Below are 16508 nucleotides of genomic sequence, written 5' to 3' on the forward strand. Positions count from 1 at the left end.
CCTATTACCCGACGGTGACGCGCGAGCCCTTCCGCAATCGCGGCCGCATCACCGATCTCATCACCTCGGGCCAGCTCTTCACTGATATCGGCCAACAGGGCTTCGACCCCGCGCAAGACCGCTTCATGCTCTGCGGCTCGCCGCAGATGCTGGCCGACCTCAAGACGATCTTCGTCGAGCGCGGCCTGACCGAAGGCAATCACGGCGAGCCCGGCGACTACGTCATCGAAAAGGCGTTTGTCGAGAAGTGACGGGAGGAAGACTGCGCCGCGGCCTTACCCTCATCAACGCAATTTTCTATCGCGAGTCATCCCGGACGCAGCGCAGCGGAGATCCGGGATCCATTCCAGAACCCCGCTCGGCAACGCTCCGGAATGGGTCCCGGGTCAAGCCCGGGACGACGGAGAGGCTTTGGGCTCCCTTCAGGCCATTCCCCCTACCCGCAGGATCTCCGGATCGGCCTCTTGATCGCTCTCATCCTTCAACCGCGTGCCGCTGAGCTTCAGCGCAAAAGCCTGTCGCATCAGCCAGGAGATCTTATAGGCGGCCGCCACGGTATCGAGCCCGCCCGCCCGGATGTTGGAGACGCAGTTGCGGTTCGCATCGCTCGTGCCGATGCGCGGAGCGAAGGTGATGTAGGCGCCGAGACTGTCGGGCGCCGACAGGCCCGGCCGCTCGCCGATCAGCATGATGCAGAGCCTGGCCCCGAGCCGCTCGCCGATCTCGTCGCCGAGCGCGACGCGAGCGCCCTCGGCCAGCACCACCGGAGCGAGGCTCAAGCCCCCATGCGCCGCATAAGCCCTGAGATGTGCAAGCAGCGGCACGGCTTGGCCGGCGACGGCCCGTGACGACAGCCCATCTCCGATGACGACGACGATGTCGCAGCCCCGCCCGCCAGCGGCATCGAGCGACGCCGCGCTCGCTGGTGACAGCCGCCGCCCCAGATCTGGCCGGCGCAGGTAAACCGAGCGCTCGGTCGCGTCGGAGCGGACGGGCACGCTGCGGCAACCCACCGCCGCGACCTCTGCCTCGAGGCTGGCGAGGTCGAGCGGGACATGGATCGCATCTCGCGCCGCCGCATGGGCGAGCTGGAAACGGAGAACCTCCCGCGTCGGCTGGCTCGCGCCGACCCGCCCGAGCCCGATCCGAGCCGGGGTCAGGTCGGCAAGCTCGAGCCAGAGCGCCTCTACCGTGCCAGAACGGCGATCCGGCGCGCTCACGCAGCCAGACCCAATGTGCGTGTCAGTTGCGGTAGCGCTGCGGCCCCAGCCCGCAGCTTTCCGTCGGGATCGATGATCCCAACCCGTTCGAGCCAGGCCTCAAACTCCGGCGCCCGCCGCAGGCCCAGCAGTTCGCGGATGTAGAGCTGATCATGGAAGGAGGTAGACTGGTAGTTGAGCATCACGTCGTCCGCGCCCGGCACGCCCATGATGAAGCTGACGCCGGCCGTTCCCAACAGGGTCAGCAGCGTGTCCATATCGTCCTGGTCGGCCTCGGCGTGGTTGGTATAGCAGATGTCACAGCCCATCGGCAGGCCGAGGAGCTTGCCGCAGAAATGATCCTCCAGCCCGGCCCGGATGATCTGCTTGCCGTCGTAGAGATATTCAGGGCCGATGAAGCCGACCACCGTGTTGACCAGCAGCGGCGCGAATTCCCGCGCCACGCCATAGGCGCGCGCCTCCAGCGTCTGCTGGTCGACACCGTGATGGGCGCCGGCCGAGAGCGCCGAGCCCTGCCCGGTCTCGAAATACATTACGTTGTTCCCGACCGTGCCGCGCTTCAACGAAAGTCCCGCCTCATAACCTTCCTTCAACACGGCGAGATCGATGCCGAAGGATCGGTTGGCGCCTTCCGTTCCCGCGATCGACTGGAAGACGAGGTCGATCGGCAGCCCCTGCTCGATCAGCCCGATCGTCGTCGTGACATGGGTCAGGATGCAGGATTGCGTCGGCATCTCGAGCTTGGCGATCATACCGTCGAAGAGACGCGCCAGATCAGCCATGACATCGACGGAGTCGGAAGCCGGATTGACGCCGATTACCGCATCCCCGCAGCCATACATCAGCCCGTCGACCACGGAGGCGGCAATGCCGGCCCGGTCGTCGGTGGGATGGTTGGGCTGGAGCCGCACCGAAAGCCGCCCGGCGAGCCCTATCGTATTGCGAAATCGCGTCACCACCCGCGCCTTGCGCGCGGCGAGAATAAGATCCTGATTGCGCATCAGCTTGGAGACGGCGGCCGCCATCTCCGGCGTGATGCCACGTGCCACCCGCGTCAGCACGGCCGCATCCACCGCGTCCGAAAGCAGGTAATCGCGGAAATCGCCGACCGTCAGATGCGCGATCGGGGCGAAGGCCTGGGCATCATGCCCGTCGATGATGAGCCGGCTGACTTCGTCGTCTTCGTAAGGCACGAAGGTCGCGCTCAGGAAAGCCTTGAGCGGAACATCGGCAAGACAGATCTTGGCCGCGACATGCTCCTGGGCCGAGCCGGCCGCGACGCCCGCCAGCATATCGCCGGAGCGCGGCGGCGTCGCCTTCGCCATCACCTCCTTGAGATCGGCGAAGTGCCAGCTCTGCTGCCCGATGGCGGTGCGGTAGGCCATTAGGGTATCCGTGCCTTCGTGTCGGCGATGCTAGAACCGAACGCAGTTTGGTTGAACCGTCATTGCGAGAAGCGAAGCGACGAAGCAATCCAGGGGGACCGGGTCGAACGGTGAAGCCCGGTCCCCTGGATTGCTTCGCTCCGCTCGCAATGACGGGAGGAGGGTAGCACGAACGATGCCAGTTACCCTCGACCAGCCGTCACATGCACCCGGGGACGGCGCCCTTCATTCCACTGGCTACCAAGCGCCCGTTCGATCTGCGCCGCAAGCTGGAGCAAAAGCCCGTCCTGTGCCTGGGCCGCTTGCGCCTGGATGCCGAAGGGCAGGCCGTTCTCCTGCCGCCCCATCGGCAGCGAGATCGCCGGGATGCCGCAGAGATTGGACAAGGGCGTATAGGCGAAGAATTTCCAGAGATGCGCGAACCAGTCGAGAACATCAGGATTGTCGCTCGTCGTCAGGTATTCCGTGGTGCCGATCTTCGGCGTCGGCAGCGCGGTGATCGGCGTCAGGATGATGTCCCAGTGCTGGAAGAAAGCGCCGAAACCGCGCGCCGTCGCGTTGAACACGCCTTGCATCTTGTGGCGTTCAGCATAGGCGATGTCCTTGCCCGCCTCCCAGATGCGGATGTTCATCGGTTCGATCAGATCGGCCGGGGGGCTTGAAAGCCCGCGCGCCTCCAGCAAGCCCGCGATGACCTGCGCGAAATTGCTGATGTAACAGGTCGTCTGTGCGGCAAAGGCAGCGCGCATATCGACAGCCGGCAGGACCCATTCGACATGATGGCCGAGGCTTTCGAGAAAGCGCCCGGCCTTTTCAAGCTGGGAGACAATGGCGGGCGTCGCGCGATAATCGCCCCATTCGTGCGAGAGCGCGATACGCAACCGGCCGGGATCCCGCTCGATCATCTGCGCATAAGGCTCAGGCGCGTTCCAATACGGCATGAACTCGCCCGGCGCACCGCCCCGGCAAGAATCGACGAAGGCGGCCGTGTCGCGCACGCTGCGGCTCTGGCAGCCCTGCGTCGAGACGAAGCCGGCGATGTCGGACAGGTTCGGCGCGATCGAGAAAACACCACGCGATGGCTTCAGGCCGATATTGCCGTTGAACCCGGCCGGAATCCGAATGGAGCCGCCGCCATCCGTGGCGTGGGACATCGGGACCACGCCGGCGGCCACGATCGCGGCCGTGCCGGCCGAGGAGCCGCAGGTGGTGTAGTCGGTGTTCCAGGGGTTGCGGGTGACATAGACCGCCGGGTTCTCGGCCGAGCTGCACACGCCGAATTCCGGCGTCGTCGTGCGGCCGATCAGGTTGAGGCCGGCTCCGCGCATCTGTTGGGTCAGGAAGGCGTCGGCGGCGGGCCGGTTGCCGCGCATGAACAGCGAGCCCTGCTCCTGCAGCCGGCCCGCCAGCGTCGGGCCGAGATCCTTCATCAGGAAGGGTACGCCTGCGAGCGGGCCGGAAGGGTCGAGCCCGTCCTTCAGCGGATCGGCGACGACGTCCTCGAACACTTCGACGACAGCGCTCAGCGTGGGATTCGTCCTGGCGATGCCGGCTGCTGCCTGCGCAGCCAGCTCGGCAGGCGTGACCTCCCCCTTGCGCACACGCCCGGCCAGGCCGACTGCGTCATGGGAGGTCCACTCCTCCCAGCTCATCGCCAAGGTCATCGGCTCGTCCTCACGCTGCCGCGCGCGTCTCGACGAGGCGCGCCAGCAGGCTCGCGCCGATCGGCAGAATGCCGTCGTCCAGCACGTAAGCTGGATTGTGTACCGGCACGTCGCCGGCATGGCCGACCCAGGCATAGGCGCCCGGCACAATGCGCAGCATGTCGGCGAAGTCCTCGCTACCCATCATCGCCCTCGGCTCGGTCAACACGTTGGAAGCGCCGACGATCTCGCCGGCGACCGCAGCCACGGCCTGCGCCGGCGCATCATGGTTCACCAGCACGTTGAAGATGTTGCGGATGTCGACATCGATCGTCACCCCGAAGGTTGCCGCCGTGCCGGCCGCGATCTCGCGCATGCGGCTGCGGATCAATTCGCCGGTCTCCTCCTTGAAGGTCCGGATGGTCCCGGCGAGCACCGCCTCTTCCGGGATAACGTTGTAGGCCGAGCCCGCATGGATCTGCGTGATCGAGAGCACTGCGGCCTCGCGCGGATCGGCATTGCGGCTGACGATCGTCTGGAGCGCGGCGGCAAGGCTCATCGCCACCACGATCGGGTCGCGCCCCATATGGGGCATGGCGCCGTGGCTGCCCTTGCCGGTGATCTTGATGTCGAAGAAGTCGGCACCCGCCATGGCCGGCCCGGGAAACACCGAAATCTGGCCGGATTTGAGCTGGGGCGCATTGTGCAGCCCGTAAATCTCGTCGCACGGGAAGCGCTCGAACAGCTTCTCCGCGATCATCCGGCGCGCGCCGCCGAGTCCCTCCTCCGCCGGCTGGAAGATGAAGATCGCCGTACCCTTGAAGTCGCGATTCTCGGAAAGGTAGCGGGCCGCGCCCAGCAGCATCGTCGTATGCCCGTCATGGCCGCAGGCATGCATCTTGCCCGCAACGGTCGAGCGCCAGGGCAGGTTCGTGGTCTCATGGATCGGCAGCGCGTCCATGTCGGCACGCAGGCCGATCCGCTTTCCAGGCCCGCCTGTTCCGTGCAGCACGCCGACGACTCCGGTCGTGCCGATGCCGCGATGAACCTCTATTCCCCATTCGCCGAGCTTGTCGGCAACGATGCCGGCTGTGCGAACCTCCTCGAAGCCGATTTCGGGATGAGCATGAAGATCGCGGCGGATCGCGGTCAGTTCGTCCTTGAAGGCCTCGATCTGCGACAGGGTGGGCATGGCGGCTCCGGACGGCGAGACATGGCTGGTGCGAAAGGTCGGGCTATGCCCGACGCTCCCACGAGGTAACCACGCGCCTTCCGGCCGTCCAAGCTCGAATTTTGCGCCCCCGTTGCGCCTCTGGCGGGCATCCGGCGCGGTTTGCCTCGCCTCAGCCGGGCTTGCGGGCCGAGACGATGAACCGGTCCTGACTCGCTCGATCGAGCCGCTGATGGAGCGGCATGAACCGCCCTTGCGCCCGATGGATCGCCGCGAGGTCGCGGTCGATGCGCGCATCGGTGAAGCCTGCCTCCCCCAGGAGCCTGACGATCTCCTCCGGCCGGCAACCCTTGGAAAAATACACCCGCGAGACGATGTCGTTGTGCACCGCGAGATGCGCCGCCGGCGGCGGCAGCCTGGCGAAACGCTTCGCCAGCTTTGCCGCGACCCGCAGCAGGGCGCCGTTGCCGGGCCGAGGGTTGACCATGTCGACATCGATGATCGCGACGCGCCCGCCGGGCTTCAGCACCCGGAACCACTCGCGCAACGCCGCCGGCGGGTCCGGCAGCGTCCAGACCAGATGGCGGGTCGCGACCGCATCGTAGGTGTCGGAAGGCTCCAGAGTGTCCTCGGCGTCCCCCGCATAGAGGCGGATCGGCTTGCCGACAGTCTTGGCGCGAGCCCGCGCCAGCATGGCATCCGACAGGTCGAGGCCTGTCACGCTGTAGCCGAGCTCCGCGAGCAGCAGGGAGATCACACCGGTGCCGCTGGCCAGATCGAGCGCCCGACCGCCTGCGGCATCGCCGAGATGGCGCCGCAACAGCGAAAGCCAGCCCCTCCGCTCGTCGTCGGAAAAAATCTCGTGACCGGGCATGGTGTCGAAGGTCTCGGACCGCGAGGACCAGTAGTCCCGGATCTCGTCTTTCAAACTGCTGTTATGGCGTAGCGTCGACATCGTCGTGCAGGTCCGCTTGGCTTAGCGCCCGTAACGAGCACTGTCGCGTCCGGATAAGCAAGATCCAGCTATGCGGCAAGCAAGAACTCGCTTTAGAAGAATTCAAAAACAACGACCTTGCTGCTTACAATACTTCTAAAAGATAGTTGTTGCCGGTTCCCACGCCGCGACCTAGAGCCGGGACGAGCGGCCATCATGCTGCGCTTTTGATCTCTTGTTTTGACTGGGTCGCTTCGCCGACTTTCCCTGAAAGGTCAGGAATCATGTCCCTGCGCGCCTTCGTCACAGCTCTTGCGCTCGGCTTTTCCGTCTTCGCCAGCACAAGCGCGTTGGCCGAAAAGGTGAAGGTCACCGATGTGCTGGGACGCACCGTCGAGGTCGAGGCACCGGTGCAGCGCGTGATCCTGGGCGAAGGCCGGCAGATGTACATCGTCGCCGCGCTCGACCGCGAGGACCCGTTCAAGCGCATCGTCGGCTGGCGCGACGACCTCTCCAAGGCTGATCCCGATACCTACAAGAACTACCTCGCCCGCTACCCGCAGATCGCCAGGATTCCGACTTTCGGGGGCATCAAGGATGGCGCGTTCGACGTCGAGCAGGCCATCGCGCTCAAGCCCGACGTTCTGCTGATGAACATCGAGTCCAAGGTCGCCAGCGACGAGGCACAGCTCGTCGATAAGCTGGCCTCTCTCGGCATCCCGGTGGTATATGTCGACTTCCGCGAGAAGCCCTTCCAGAACACCGAGCCGTCAATGCGGCTCTTCGGCAAGCTGTTCGGCAAGGAAAAGCTCGCCGAAGACTTCATTGCCTTCCGCGCCGCCGAAATCGCCCGCGTCGCCGACAAGCTAGCGCAGGTGAAGGACCTCAAGCGCCCGCTCGTGATGATGGAGCGCGCCGGCGGCTATTCCGACGATTGCTGCATGTCCTTCGGCAACGAGAATTTCGGCAAGATGGTCGATATCGCGGGCGGCAAGAATTTCGCCAGCGACCTCATCCCCGGTACCTTCGGCACGGTCAATCCCGAGGCGGTCGTCGCGTCGAATCCCGATGTCGTGATCATCACCGGCGGCAACTGGGGCGCCTATGTCCCCGGCGGAGCGTGGGTCGGGCTGGGTCCGGGCAGCAGCCTGACGGAAGCCCGGCGTAAGCTTGTAGGCCTCGCCCAGCGCCCCGCCTTCGCCCAGACCAAGGCTGTCAAAGAGGGCCGCGTCCATGCGATCTGGCACCAGTTCTACAACAGCCCCTATCAGTTCGTCGCGATCCAGGAGATGGCGAAGTGGATTCATCCCGAGCTGTTCAAGGACCTTGACGCCGATGCCACGCTAAAGGCGCTCCACGAGCGCTTCCTGCCTCTGCCCTACGAGCCCGGCTACTGGGTCTCGCTCGAGCGCAAGTGAGGCTGCCGTGAGCATCGCTTCGCAAGCGCCGGGCCTCGGCGCACGAACGGCCTACCGCGCCCTGTCATGGCGGCGCCGGCTGATCCTCGCCGGGCTTGCCTTGCTGCTGGTGGCGAGCTTCGTCGTCGACATGATGCTCGGCCCGGCCCGCTACACCGCAAGCCAGGTTCTGGAGGCACTGTTCGATCCCTCCGGCGTCGCACCGGCACTTCGGGTGGTCATCTGGGATATCCGCCTGCCGGTCGCGCTGATGGCGGTTGTCGCTGGCGCCTCGCTGGCGATCGCCGGCGCGCAGATGCAGACCATCCTCAACAATCCGCTCGCCAGCCCGTTCACGCTCGGCATTTCGGCGGCGGCAAGCTTCGGCGCTGCGCTGGCGCTGGTGTTCGGCGTCGGCATCCTGCCCATCGCGATCGACTACATCGTGCCTTTGAACGCCTTCGTCATGGCGATGGGCGCGGCGCTGCTGATCCATCTGCTGAGCCAACGGCGCGGCGTTACCACCGAGACGGTGGTGCTGCTCGGCATCGCGCTCGTCTTCACCTTCAACGCGCTGCTTTCGTTCCTTCAGTTCTTCGCCAGCGAACAGGCTCTCGGCGCCGTCGTCTTCTGGATGATGGGTTCGCTGACCAAAGCGAGCTGGCAGAAACTCGCCATCACCTCCACGGTCCTGTTCGCCACCCTGCCCTTCTTCGTCAGCCGCGCCTGGGCCATGACGACGCTGCGGCTGGGCGACGACAAGGCGGCGAGTTTCGGCATCAATGTCCGGCGGCTGCGCCTCGAGATCATGCTGCTCGTCAGCCTGCTGGCCGCCGTGCCGGTCTCCTTCGTCGGTACGATCGGCTTCATCGGTCTGGTCGGGCCGCATATCGCCCGCATGGTGATCGGCGAGGACCAGCGCTTCTTCCTGCCGGCTTCGGCATTGGCGGGGGCCGCGATCCTCTCGGCGTCCTCCGTCGTTTCGAAGTCGCTGATTCCAGGCCTGATCTTCCCGATCAGCATCGTCACGGCGCTGATCGGCGTGCCCTTCTTCTTCAGCCTCATCATGACCAGTCGCAAACGCTCATGGTAACGCTCTCCCTCGACAGCGTCGGTGTCGCCTACGGCCGCAATACCGTCCTTCGCGACATCACCACGCCTGAGCCGCTGAAGGGTGGCGAGATCGTCGCCGTCATCGGCCCCAACGCCGCGGGCAAGTCGAGCCTGTTCCGGCGCATCGCAGGCCTCGCTTCCGGCCCCGGCACGGTCGCCGTCACCGGCGAAAGCCGGATCGCCGGCCGGGCGAAGCCGCGTATCTGCTACCTGCCGCAGGACACGGCGGTGAACGCGGTGCTCAGCGTCTACGAATCGATCCTGCTCGCCTTCAAGCAGGGCGGATCATGGTCCGTCAGCGACGAGGAACTCGCGCGCATCGACAACGTCCTGCAGGCGCTCGATATCGAGCATCTCGCCTTTCGCGGCCTGGGTGAATTATCGGGTGGGCAGCGGCAGCTCGTCTCCATCGCCCAGACATTGGCGCGGGAGCCCGACATCGTCTTGCTCGACGAACCGACCAGCGCGCTCGACCTGCACCGGCAATTCGACGTGCTGACGCTGATGTCGCGGCTGACCCGCGAGCGCGGCATCCTGACCCTGGTCTCGATCCACGATATCAACCAGGCTCTGCGCTATGCCGACCGCGTCATGGTGCTCGCCGATTCGACGATGAAGGCCATCGGCACGCCGCGCGATGTGGTGACGGCAGCGCTTCTCGCCGACGTCTACCGGGTCAGCGCGCGGATCGAAGGGCAGCACGACGCGACCTATGTCGTGGTCGAAGGCGCGCTCTGACGATATCCATGCCCGCCTAGCCGACTAAGCCTTGCCCCGCCAGACGAAAACCGCCGCCCAAAGGCTCATCGCCGCGAGCGAAAACCAGGTCAGCGCGTAGACCAGATGGCTGTTGCGGAATGCCACGACCGTAAGCCCGCCCAGCGGAACCGGGCCGGGCTCGGACGCAGCATCGGCATCGACGAAATAGGGCGCCACCTCCCCCAGGCCCCGCGCCTGTGCGATCGCGACCACGTCCCGGGAATACCACCGATCGTTGGGCGGATCGTTGCTGCGCAGGAAGCCGCCGCCGGGTTCGCTGATGCGCAGAAGGCCCGTGAGACGCGTCTCGCCGGCGGCCCTGCCGCCACGCGACTCCGACGCGCTCCCTTCCCGCACGAAGCCCCGGTTGACCAGCACGACGAAGCCTCGATCGTCGCGGAACGGCGTCAGCATCCAGAAGCCCGGCCCCCGCTCGGTGACGGCCTTCGTCAAGGTCGCGGCCCCCTCATGGTAGCGGCCTTGCAGGGAAACCCGGAGATACTCCTGACCCGCCGCGTCCTCGCTGTTCCACTCCGCGGGCTTGGGCGCCGGTACAGCTGCGGCATGGACCCTCGCATCGACACGGGCGATCAGATCCAGCTTCCAGGCCCGTCGTTCGACCTGCCAGATGCCGAGCCCGGCGAAAACGAGCACCAGAACCGAGAGCAGGGCGAGCAGTGCTCCTCGCCCCCTGCCCTTCAGCCCCGGCCGCGTGGCCGCCTGATCGGCCACCATCCGCCTCACATCGGATGGTCGCCCGGCGCCATCGGCATCATGTTGGCGTTGAGGTGGTACATGACCCAGAGCGAACCGGAGAGCGCGATCGCCACGATGACGATGGTGAAGATCAGCGCCATCATCGACCAGCCACCTTCCGAGCGCGTATTCATGTGCAGGAAGTAGATCATGTGCACGACGATCTGCACCGCGGCAAAGATCATGATGACGACGGCCGTCATCGTCGCATTGCCGAGCACGTCGCCCATCACCAGCCAGAACGGGATGGCGGTCAGGACCACCGAAAGCAGGAAGCCGGTCACATAGCTGCGCATCGTGCCGTGAGAGGCGCCGCCATGCGCGTCGTGACCATGATCGGCATGGGCGTCGAGGTCGTGATGGCTCTGGGTCGTGCCGACGTCGTTGTGGGATCCGCTCATTTCAGCACGCCCATCAGGTAGACGAAGGTGAAGACGCCGATCCAGATGACGTCGAGAAAATGCCAGAACATCGACAGGCACATCAGCCGGCGTCGGTTTTCCGGGATCAGCCCGCGCTGGCCGACCTGCACCATCAGGACGGTCAGCCAGATCAGGCCGAAGGTCACGTGCAGGCCGTGCGTCCCGACCAGTGTGAAGAACGAGGACAGGAAGGCGCTGCGCATCGGCGTCGCGCCTTCATGGATGAGGTGCGCGAATTCGTAGAGTTCGATGCCGAGGAAGGCGAGGCCGAACAGCGCCGTCACCACGAGCCAACCCTGGACCGCCACCTGCCGCCCCTTCTCCATCGCCAGCATGGCGAAGCCATAGGTGATGGAGGAAAACAGCAGCATCGCGGTGTTGATCGCCACGAGCTTGAGATCGAAGAGATCGGCGCCGGAGGGGCCGGCCGCATAGTTGCGGCCGAGCACGCCGTAGGTCGCAAAGAGGACTGCGAAAATCAGGCAGTCGCTCATCAGGTACATCCAGAACCCGAGCATCGTCGAGTCGCCGGGGTGGTGCGCCTCCTTGTCCTCGAAGACGTGGAAGACCGGGACGCCGCCGTCGGCCTGCTGGGTCGTCGCGTTGCTCATCGTCAACCCCTCAGACCCGCACAGCGGCCAGCGCGTGGGAGCGCAGTTCTTCCTCGCGCACCACCTCTTCGGCAGGAATGTTGTAGTCCCGGTCGTAGTTGAAGCTGTGGGCGATGGCCGTGACGATGATCGCCAGGAAGCTCAGCGCCGCCAGCCACCAGACATACCAGACCATCGCCAGGCCGAAGACCGTCGCGAAGGCGGAGATGATGACGCCCGTACCGGTGTTCTTCGGCATGTGGATCGGCCTGAAGCCGGTCAGCGGACGCTCATAGCCGCGCTTCTTCATGTCCGCCCAGCTGTCATGGTCGTGCACCATCGGCGTGAAGGCGAAATTGTAGGCCGGCGGCGGCGATGAGGTCGCCCATTCCAGGGTACGCCCGTTCCAGGGGTCGCCGGTCACGTCGCGGAGCTGCTCGCGGCGCATGATGCTGACGGCGATCTGGATCAGGAAACACAGGATGCCAAGCGCGATCAGCACCGCACCGAAGGCCGCGATAACGAACCAGATCTGCAGCGAGGAATCGTCGAAATGGTTCATCCGGCGGGTCACGCCCATCAGGCCGAGCACATAGAGCGGCATGAAGGCGACGTAGAAGCCGACGACCCAGAACCAGAACGACATCTTGCCCCAGAAATCATCGAGCTTGAAGCCGAAGGCCTTCGGGAACCAGTAGTTGATGCCTGCAAAGGCGCCGAACACCACGCCGCCGATGATGACGTTATGGAAATGCGCGATCAGGAACAGGCTGTTGTGGAGGATGAAGTCCGCCGGCGGTACGGCGAGCATCACGCCTGTCATGCCGCCGATCACGAAGGTGATCATGAAGGCGAGCAGCCACATCATCGGCAGTTCGAACCGGATGCGCCCGCGATACATCGTGAACAGCCAGTTGAAGATCTTCGCTCCCGTCGGGATCGAGATGATCATCGTGGTGATGCCGAAGAACGAGTTCACGCTCGCGCCCGACCCCATCGTGAAGAAATGGTGCAGCCAGACGAGGTAGGACAGGATCGTGATGACGATCGTCGCGTAAACCATCGAGGCGTAGCCGAAGAGGCGCTTGCCGCAGAAGGTCGAGGCGATTTCCGAATAGACGCCAAAGGCCGGCAGGATCAGGATGTAGACCTCGGGGTGACCCCAGATCCAGATCAGGTTCACGTACATCATCGGGTTTCCGCCGAGATCGTTCGTGAAGAAGTTGGTCCCGACATAGCGGTCCAGAGTCAGCAGCGCGACCGTGCCGGCGAGCACCGGGAAGCTCGCCACGATCAGCACGTTGGTGCACAGCGCCGTCCAGGTGAAGATCGGCATCTTCATCAGGTCCATGCCGGGGGCGCGCATCTTCACGATCGTCGCGATCAAGTTGATGCCCGACAGCGTCGTGCCGACACCGGCGATCTGGAGAGCCCACAGATAGTAATCCATGCCCACCCCGGGCGAGTAGGCCTTGCCCGATAGCGGCGGATAGGCCAGCCAGCCGACCTTGGCGAACTCGCCGACGAAGAGCGATGCCATGACGAGGACCACGCCGCCGACGGTCATCCAGAACGAGAAATTGTTCAGGAAGGGGAAGGCCACGTCCCGCGCGCCGATTTGCAGCGGCACGACATAGTTCATCAGCCCCGTGACGAGCGGCATCGCCACGAAGAAGATCATGATCACGCCATGGGCGGTGAAGACCTGGTCGTAATGGTGCGGCGGCAGATAGCCCTCATTGGCACCGAAGGCGATCGCCTGCTGGCCCCGCATCATCAGCGCGTCGGCGAAACCCCGCAGCAGCATGACGATGCCGAGTATCATGTACATGATGCCGATCTTCTTGTGATCGACACTGCTGAACCACTCGCGCCAGAGATAGCCCCAGGCGCCCAGCTTTGTAATGAGGGCGACCAACCCGAGTCCGCCGAGCACCACGGCACCGAACGTCGCGATCAGGATCGGCTCATGATACGGGATCGCCTCGAAAGTGAAGCGCCCAAATACCAGAGGCCACCAGTCGGGATAGGAATTCATGCTGTCCTCGGGTCGCCAGGCTAAGGCCGGCCCGCCTCTCGGTTGCCGGTTCGTCAGTTCGCCAGACGGGCGGTGACGCCGTCTTTGCCGTAGACATCGGTCGGGGTGCAGATCGCGGTCACGAAGGGGCGCGGTGCCAGCGGCTCGCCGCCCCGGCGCGTCGATTTGTCGTATTCGAGCGCCATGACGGTATGAATGCCTTCCTTGCCGCCGCCGCCCTTGGCGTCCAACGCCATCATGTCACGCATGCACATCTTGGTGCGGTCGACGCACATGTTCAGGACAGCATCGAACAGGTCGGGCGCGACCGTGCCGAACTGGCGCGCCGGTTCACGCTCGCTCGGGCGCTCCAGCACGAGATAATCCTCGCGGTTGAGCTTGTCGCTCTTGCCGCGCGCCTGCTTTACCCACTCGTCGAAGGCACTGCCTTCCAGGCCCTTGAAGCGGAAACGCATGCCCGAAAAGCCTTCGCCGCTGTAATTGGCGGAGAAGCCGTCGAAATCACCGGGATGGTTGATCACCGCATTGAGCTTGGTCTGCATCCCAGGCATCGCGTAAATCTGGCCGGCCAGCGCCGGAATGAACAGCGAGTTCATGACCGAAGACGCGGTGATCCGGAACTCGATCGGCTGGTTGACCGGCGCAACCACCTCGTTGACCGAAGCGATGCCCTGCTCCGGATAGATGAAGAGCCACTTCCAATCGAGCGCGACGACCTGGATCACCAGCGGCTTGCGGGCCTGGCCCTGCGCCGCCTGTTGCGAACTGGTGATCGGCTGGCTGGCGCTGATGCGGTTCAGCGGCCGATAGGGGTCGAGAAGATGCGTGCCCATCCAGGTGACCGCGCCGAGCACGATGACGATCAGCAACGGGATCGCCCAGATCACCACCTCGAGCGGCAGCGAGTGATGCCAGTCTGGATCATAGTCGGCTTCGGCTGCGGCGCGATAACGCCAGGCGAAGTAAACCGTCAGCGCCATGACCGGGATGATGATCGACAGCATCAGCGCCGTCGAGATCAGCATGATGTTTCTTTGCTGCAACGCAACATCGCCGGATGGCGCGAGCAGCACGGCCTGGCAGCCGCCTAACAGGGCGAAAAGCGGCAAAACGGCGAGTATGCGACGGGTTCTCAAGAGGGCAGTCCCCCGCGTTCAGAACAATTCCGGTCGTTCTATCTCATTCTTCCGCACTGCACAGTGGACAGAATGTCCCATTGGCAGCGTTTGACGCTCCGGGCATATGCGCCGTATCCATAGAGCCGGTGAGCCGGAGACTAGAGCAGGATGCGAAAAAGTGGGAACCGGTTTTTCGCATAGATCCTGCTCTACCATTTTGACGAGAGACGGATTCAGAGATCGAATAGCATCGCAGTGTGATGTCATTCGAATTCATCCGGCTCCAGCCGGTTTCGGCGCGAACGAGGAAGCCCCCTGATGAGCGCGCAGGCAGCGAGTCCCTTGGCGACCCATAATACCGACGAGCAGGGGCGCGACCACGTCTCCCCGGGCGAGATCGCGATCGGCGTGATCATCGGCCGGACATCCGAATATTTCGACTTCTTCGTCTTCGGGCTCGGCTGCGTGCTGGTATTCCCGCAGCTCGTCTTTCCGATGGAAGACCGGCTGACCGGAACGCTCTACTCCTTCGGCATCTTCGCGCTCGCCTTCCTCACCCGCCCGATCGGCTCGGTGCTGTTCATGGCGATGGACCGTCGCTATGGCCGCGCGACGAAGCTGACGACGGCGCTGTTCCTGCTGGGCGGCTCCACTGCCGCCGTCGCGTTCCTGCCGGGCTACGAGACCATCGGCAGCTGGTCGGCGATCGTTCTCGCCGCCTTCCGCCTGCTGCAGGGCATCGCTCTCGGCGGCGCGTGGGACGGCATGTCGTCTTTGCTCGCGCTCAATGCGCCGCCGGACCGGCGCGGCTGGTATGCCATGCTGCCGCAGCTCGGCGCACCGATCGGGTTCATTCTCGCGGCGGGGCTCTTCGCCTTCTTCGAGGGCACGCTTTCGACCGAAGATTTTCTGGGCTGGGGCTGGCGCTATCCGTTTTTCGTAGCGCTGACCATCAACGTCGTGGCGCTCTTCGCCCGCCTGCGCATGGTGACCACCCATGAGTTCGCGCAGCTGATGCAGACCCGCGAGCTGGTGCCGAGCCCGGTGCTGGAACTGGTGCGAAAGCGCGGCAGCGCGCTCGTTCTCGGCGCCTTCGTGCCATTGGCGAGCTTCGCGCTCTTCCACCTCGTCACGATCTTCCCGGTCAGCTGGATCAATCTCTACACGAACCGCTCGGTCTCGGAGTTCATGATCGTGCAGATGGCGGGCGCCGTCATCTGCGCCGGCGCGATCATCACCTCCGGCCTGATCGCCGACCAGATCGGGCGCCGCAGGCAGCTCATCCTATCAGCCGCCCTCGTCGGCCTGTTCAGCGTGAGCAGCATCATCGCCCCGCTGCTGTTTGGCGACAGCCTCGCCGGGCAAACCGTTTACGTCATCATCGGGTTCGGCCTGCTGGGCCTGTCGTATGGACAGACAGCCGGCGCCGTGGCGTCCAGCTTCGGCGTTCAATACCGCTACACCGGCGCCGCGCTGACGCATGACTTCGCCTGGCTGATCGGCGCCGGTTTCGCGCCGCTGGTCGCGCTGACGCTGTCGAGCGAATTCGGGCTCGCCTGGGTCGGCCTTTACCTGCTGTCGGGCACGATCTGCACCCTGGTGGCGCTCTGGCTCGACCGCCGTATCGAGGCCCGCTACGGCTGATAAGGGCTGCGCTGCCGCGTCGTCTCTCGACCAGACCGCAATGTCAGCCGCCGACTCGCCTCGGCGGCTGCGCTCGTCCCAGCGCAGGCCTCATCACGCTTCGCGTTCAAAATCGACCTTGGCCTTCGCGTCGGACTTGCCTAATTCCGTTTCTGGTCATGGCGGGTCAGAGCGCTGAGCGGATATGGCTTATCTTGGCTCATGCTTGGCAGGCCATGCTTTCGTTGAATCTTCCGGCCGAATCCTCGTCGATCCTTCAGCGCCGGATCGTATCCGTCGAGCAAAGCGATTACGGCGGCGGAATGACACCGGGCCCAT

The 16508-nt window shown here is 64.7% G+C and carries 13 protein-coding genes and 2 pseudogenes; 5 read left to right on the forward strand and 10 right to left on the reverse strand.

Features of this window, described 5'->3' with window-relative positions:
• Window positions 1-251, forward strand: a pseudogene (locus AC1DR6_RS20075) (ferredoxin--NADP reductase); the annotation flags it as partial.
• A 171-nt stretch (window positions 252-422) separates the two neighbouring features.
• On the opposite strand, the gene eutC reads toward AC1DR6_RS20075, so the two are convergent.
• The 5 genes from eutC to AC1DR6_RS20100 all read right to left on the reverse strand — a co-directional run bounded on the left by eutC (window position 423) and on the right by AC1DR6_RS20100 (window position 6374).
• A complete protein-coding gene (gene eutC / locus AC1DR6_RS20080) occupies window positions 423-1220 on the reverse strand; it encodes an ethanolamine ammonia-lyase subunit EutC (protein ID WP_476831040.1) in 798 nt (265 codons plus the stop codon).
• Window positions 1217-2605 (reverse strand): ethanolamine ammonia-lyase subunit EutB, encoded by a 1389-nt coding sequence (locus AC1DR6_RS20085; protein ID WP_476831041.1) that lies wholly within the window; start codon window positions 2603-2605, stop codon window positions 1217-1219. Before AC1DR6_RS20085 ends, eutC begins: the two co-directional genes overlap by 4 nt.
• 182 nt (window positions 2606-2787) lie before the next feature.
• The gene (locus AC1DR6_RS20090; protein ID WP_476831042.1) at window positions 2788-4269 is read right to left on the reverse strand and encodes an amidase; all 1482 of its coding nucleotides are present in this window, start codon (window positions 4267-4269) and stop codon (window positions 2788-2790) included.
• 10 nt (window positions 4270-4279) lie between these two features.
• Window positions 4280-5440 carry a M20 aminoacylase family protein gene (locus AC1DR6_RS20095; protein WP_476831043.1) on the reverse strand — a complete coding sequence of 387 codons (1161 nt, stop codon included), beginning with the start codon at window positions 5438-5440 and terminating at the stop codon, window positions 4280-4282.
• Window positions 5441-5591: 151 nt separating this feature from the next.
• Window positions 5592-6374: a class I SAM-dependent methyltransferase gene (locus AC1DR6_RS20100; RefSeq protein WP_476831044.1), complete on the reverse strand. Its 783-nt coding sequence runs from the start codon at window positions 6372-6374 to the stop codon at window positions 5592-5594.
• A 263-nt stretch (window positions 6375-6637) separates the two neighbouring features.
• Between AC1DR6_RS20100 and AC1DR6_RS20105 the strand changes: the two genes are divergently transcribed.
• The 3 genes from AC1DR6_RS20105 to AC1DR6_RS20115 are packed head-to-tail and all read left to right on the forward strand — an operon-like array spanning window position 6638 to window position 9601.
• Entirely contained in the window at window positions 6638-7771 is a 1134-nt protein-coding gene (locus tag AC1DR6_RS20105) for an ABC transporter substrate-binding protein (protein ID WP_476831045.1), read from the forward strand.
• Window positions 7772-7778: 7 nt separating this feature from the next.
• Complete coding sequence (locus AC1DR6_RS20110) at window positions 7779-8843, forward strand: FecCD family ABC transporter permease (RefSeq protein ID WP_476831046.1); 1065 nt, start codon at window positions 7779-7781, stop codon at window positions 8841-8843.
• Window positions 8837-9601 (forward strand): ABC transporter ATP-binding protein, encoded by a 765-nt coding sequence (locus AC1DR6_RS20115; protein ID WP_476831047.1) that lies wholly within the window; start codon window positions 8837-8839, stop codon window positions 9599-9601. Before AC1DR6_RS20110 ends, AC1DR6_RS20115 begins: the two co-directional genes overlap by 7 nt.
• Window positions 9602-9625: 24 nt before the next feature.
• Here AC1DR6_RS20115 and AC1DR6_RS20120 read toward each other — a convergent pair whose 3' ends face one another.
• Genes AC1DR6_RS20120 through cyoA form a run of 5 tightly spaced genes read right to left on the reverse strand, consistent with a single transcriptional unit; the run spans window position 9626 to window position 14564 of the window.
• Window positions 9626-10357: an SURF1 family protein gene (locus AC1DR6_RS20120; RefSeq protein WP_476831048.1), complete on the reverse strand. Its 732-nt coding sequence runs from the start codon at window positions 10355-10357 to the stop codon at window positions 9626-9628.
• A 5-nt stretch (window positions 10358-10362) separates the two neighbouring features.
• Complete coding sequence (gene cyoD, locus AC1DR6_RS20125) at window positions 10363-10779, reverse strand: cytochrome o ubiquinol oxidase subunit IV (protein WP_476831049.1); 417 nt, start codon at window positions 10777-10779, stop codon at window positions 10363-10365.
• The gene (gene cyoC / locus AC1DR6_RS20130) at window positions 10776-11411 is read right to left on the reverse strand and encodes a cytochrome o ubiquinol oxidase subunit III (protein ID WP_476831050.1); all 636 of its coding nucleotides are present in this window, start codon (window positions 11409-11411) and stop codon (window positions 10776-10778) included. Before cyoC ends, cyoD begins: the two co-directional genes overlap by 4 nt.
• 10 nt (window positions 11412-11421) lie before the next feature.
• Complete coding sequence (gene cyoB / locus AC1DR6_RS20135) at window positions 11422-13428, reverse strand: cytochrome o ubiquinol oxidase subunit I (protein ID WP_476831051.1); 2007 nt, start codon at window positions 13426-13428, stop codon at window positions 11422-11424.
• A 53-nt stretch (window positions 13429-13481) separates the two neighbouring features.
• Window positions 13482-14564 carry a ubiquinol oxidase subunit II gene (gene cyoA / locus AC1DR6_RS20140; RefSeq protein WP_476831052.1) on the reverse strand — a complete coding sequence of 361 codons (1083 nt, stop codon included), beginning with the start codon at window positions 14562-14564 and terminating at the stop codon, window positions 13482-13484.
• A 363-nt stretch (window positions 14565-14927) separates the two neighbouring features.
• On the opposite strand from cyoA, the pseudogene AC1DR6_RS20145 reads away from it, so the two are divergent.
• Window positions 14928-16190, forward strand: a pseudogene (locus AC1DR6_RS20145) (MFS transporter); the annotation flags it as partial.
• Between the last annotated feature and the right edge of the window lie 318 nt (window positions 16191-16508).

The sequence above is a fragment of the Allobosea sp. P5_A5 genome (assembly GCF_056400625.1).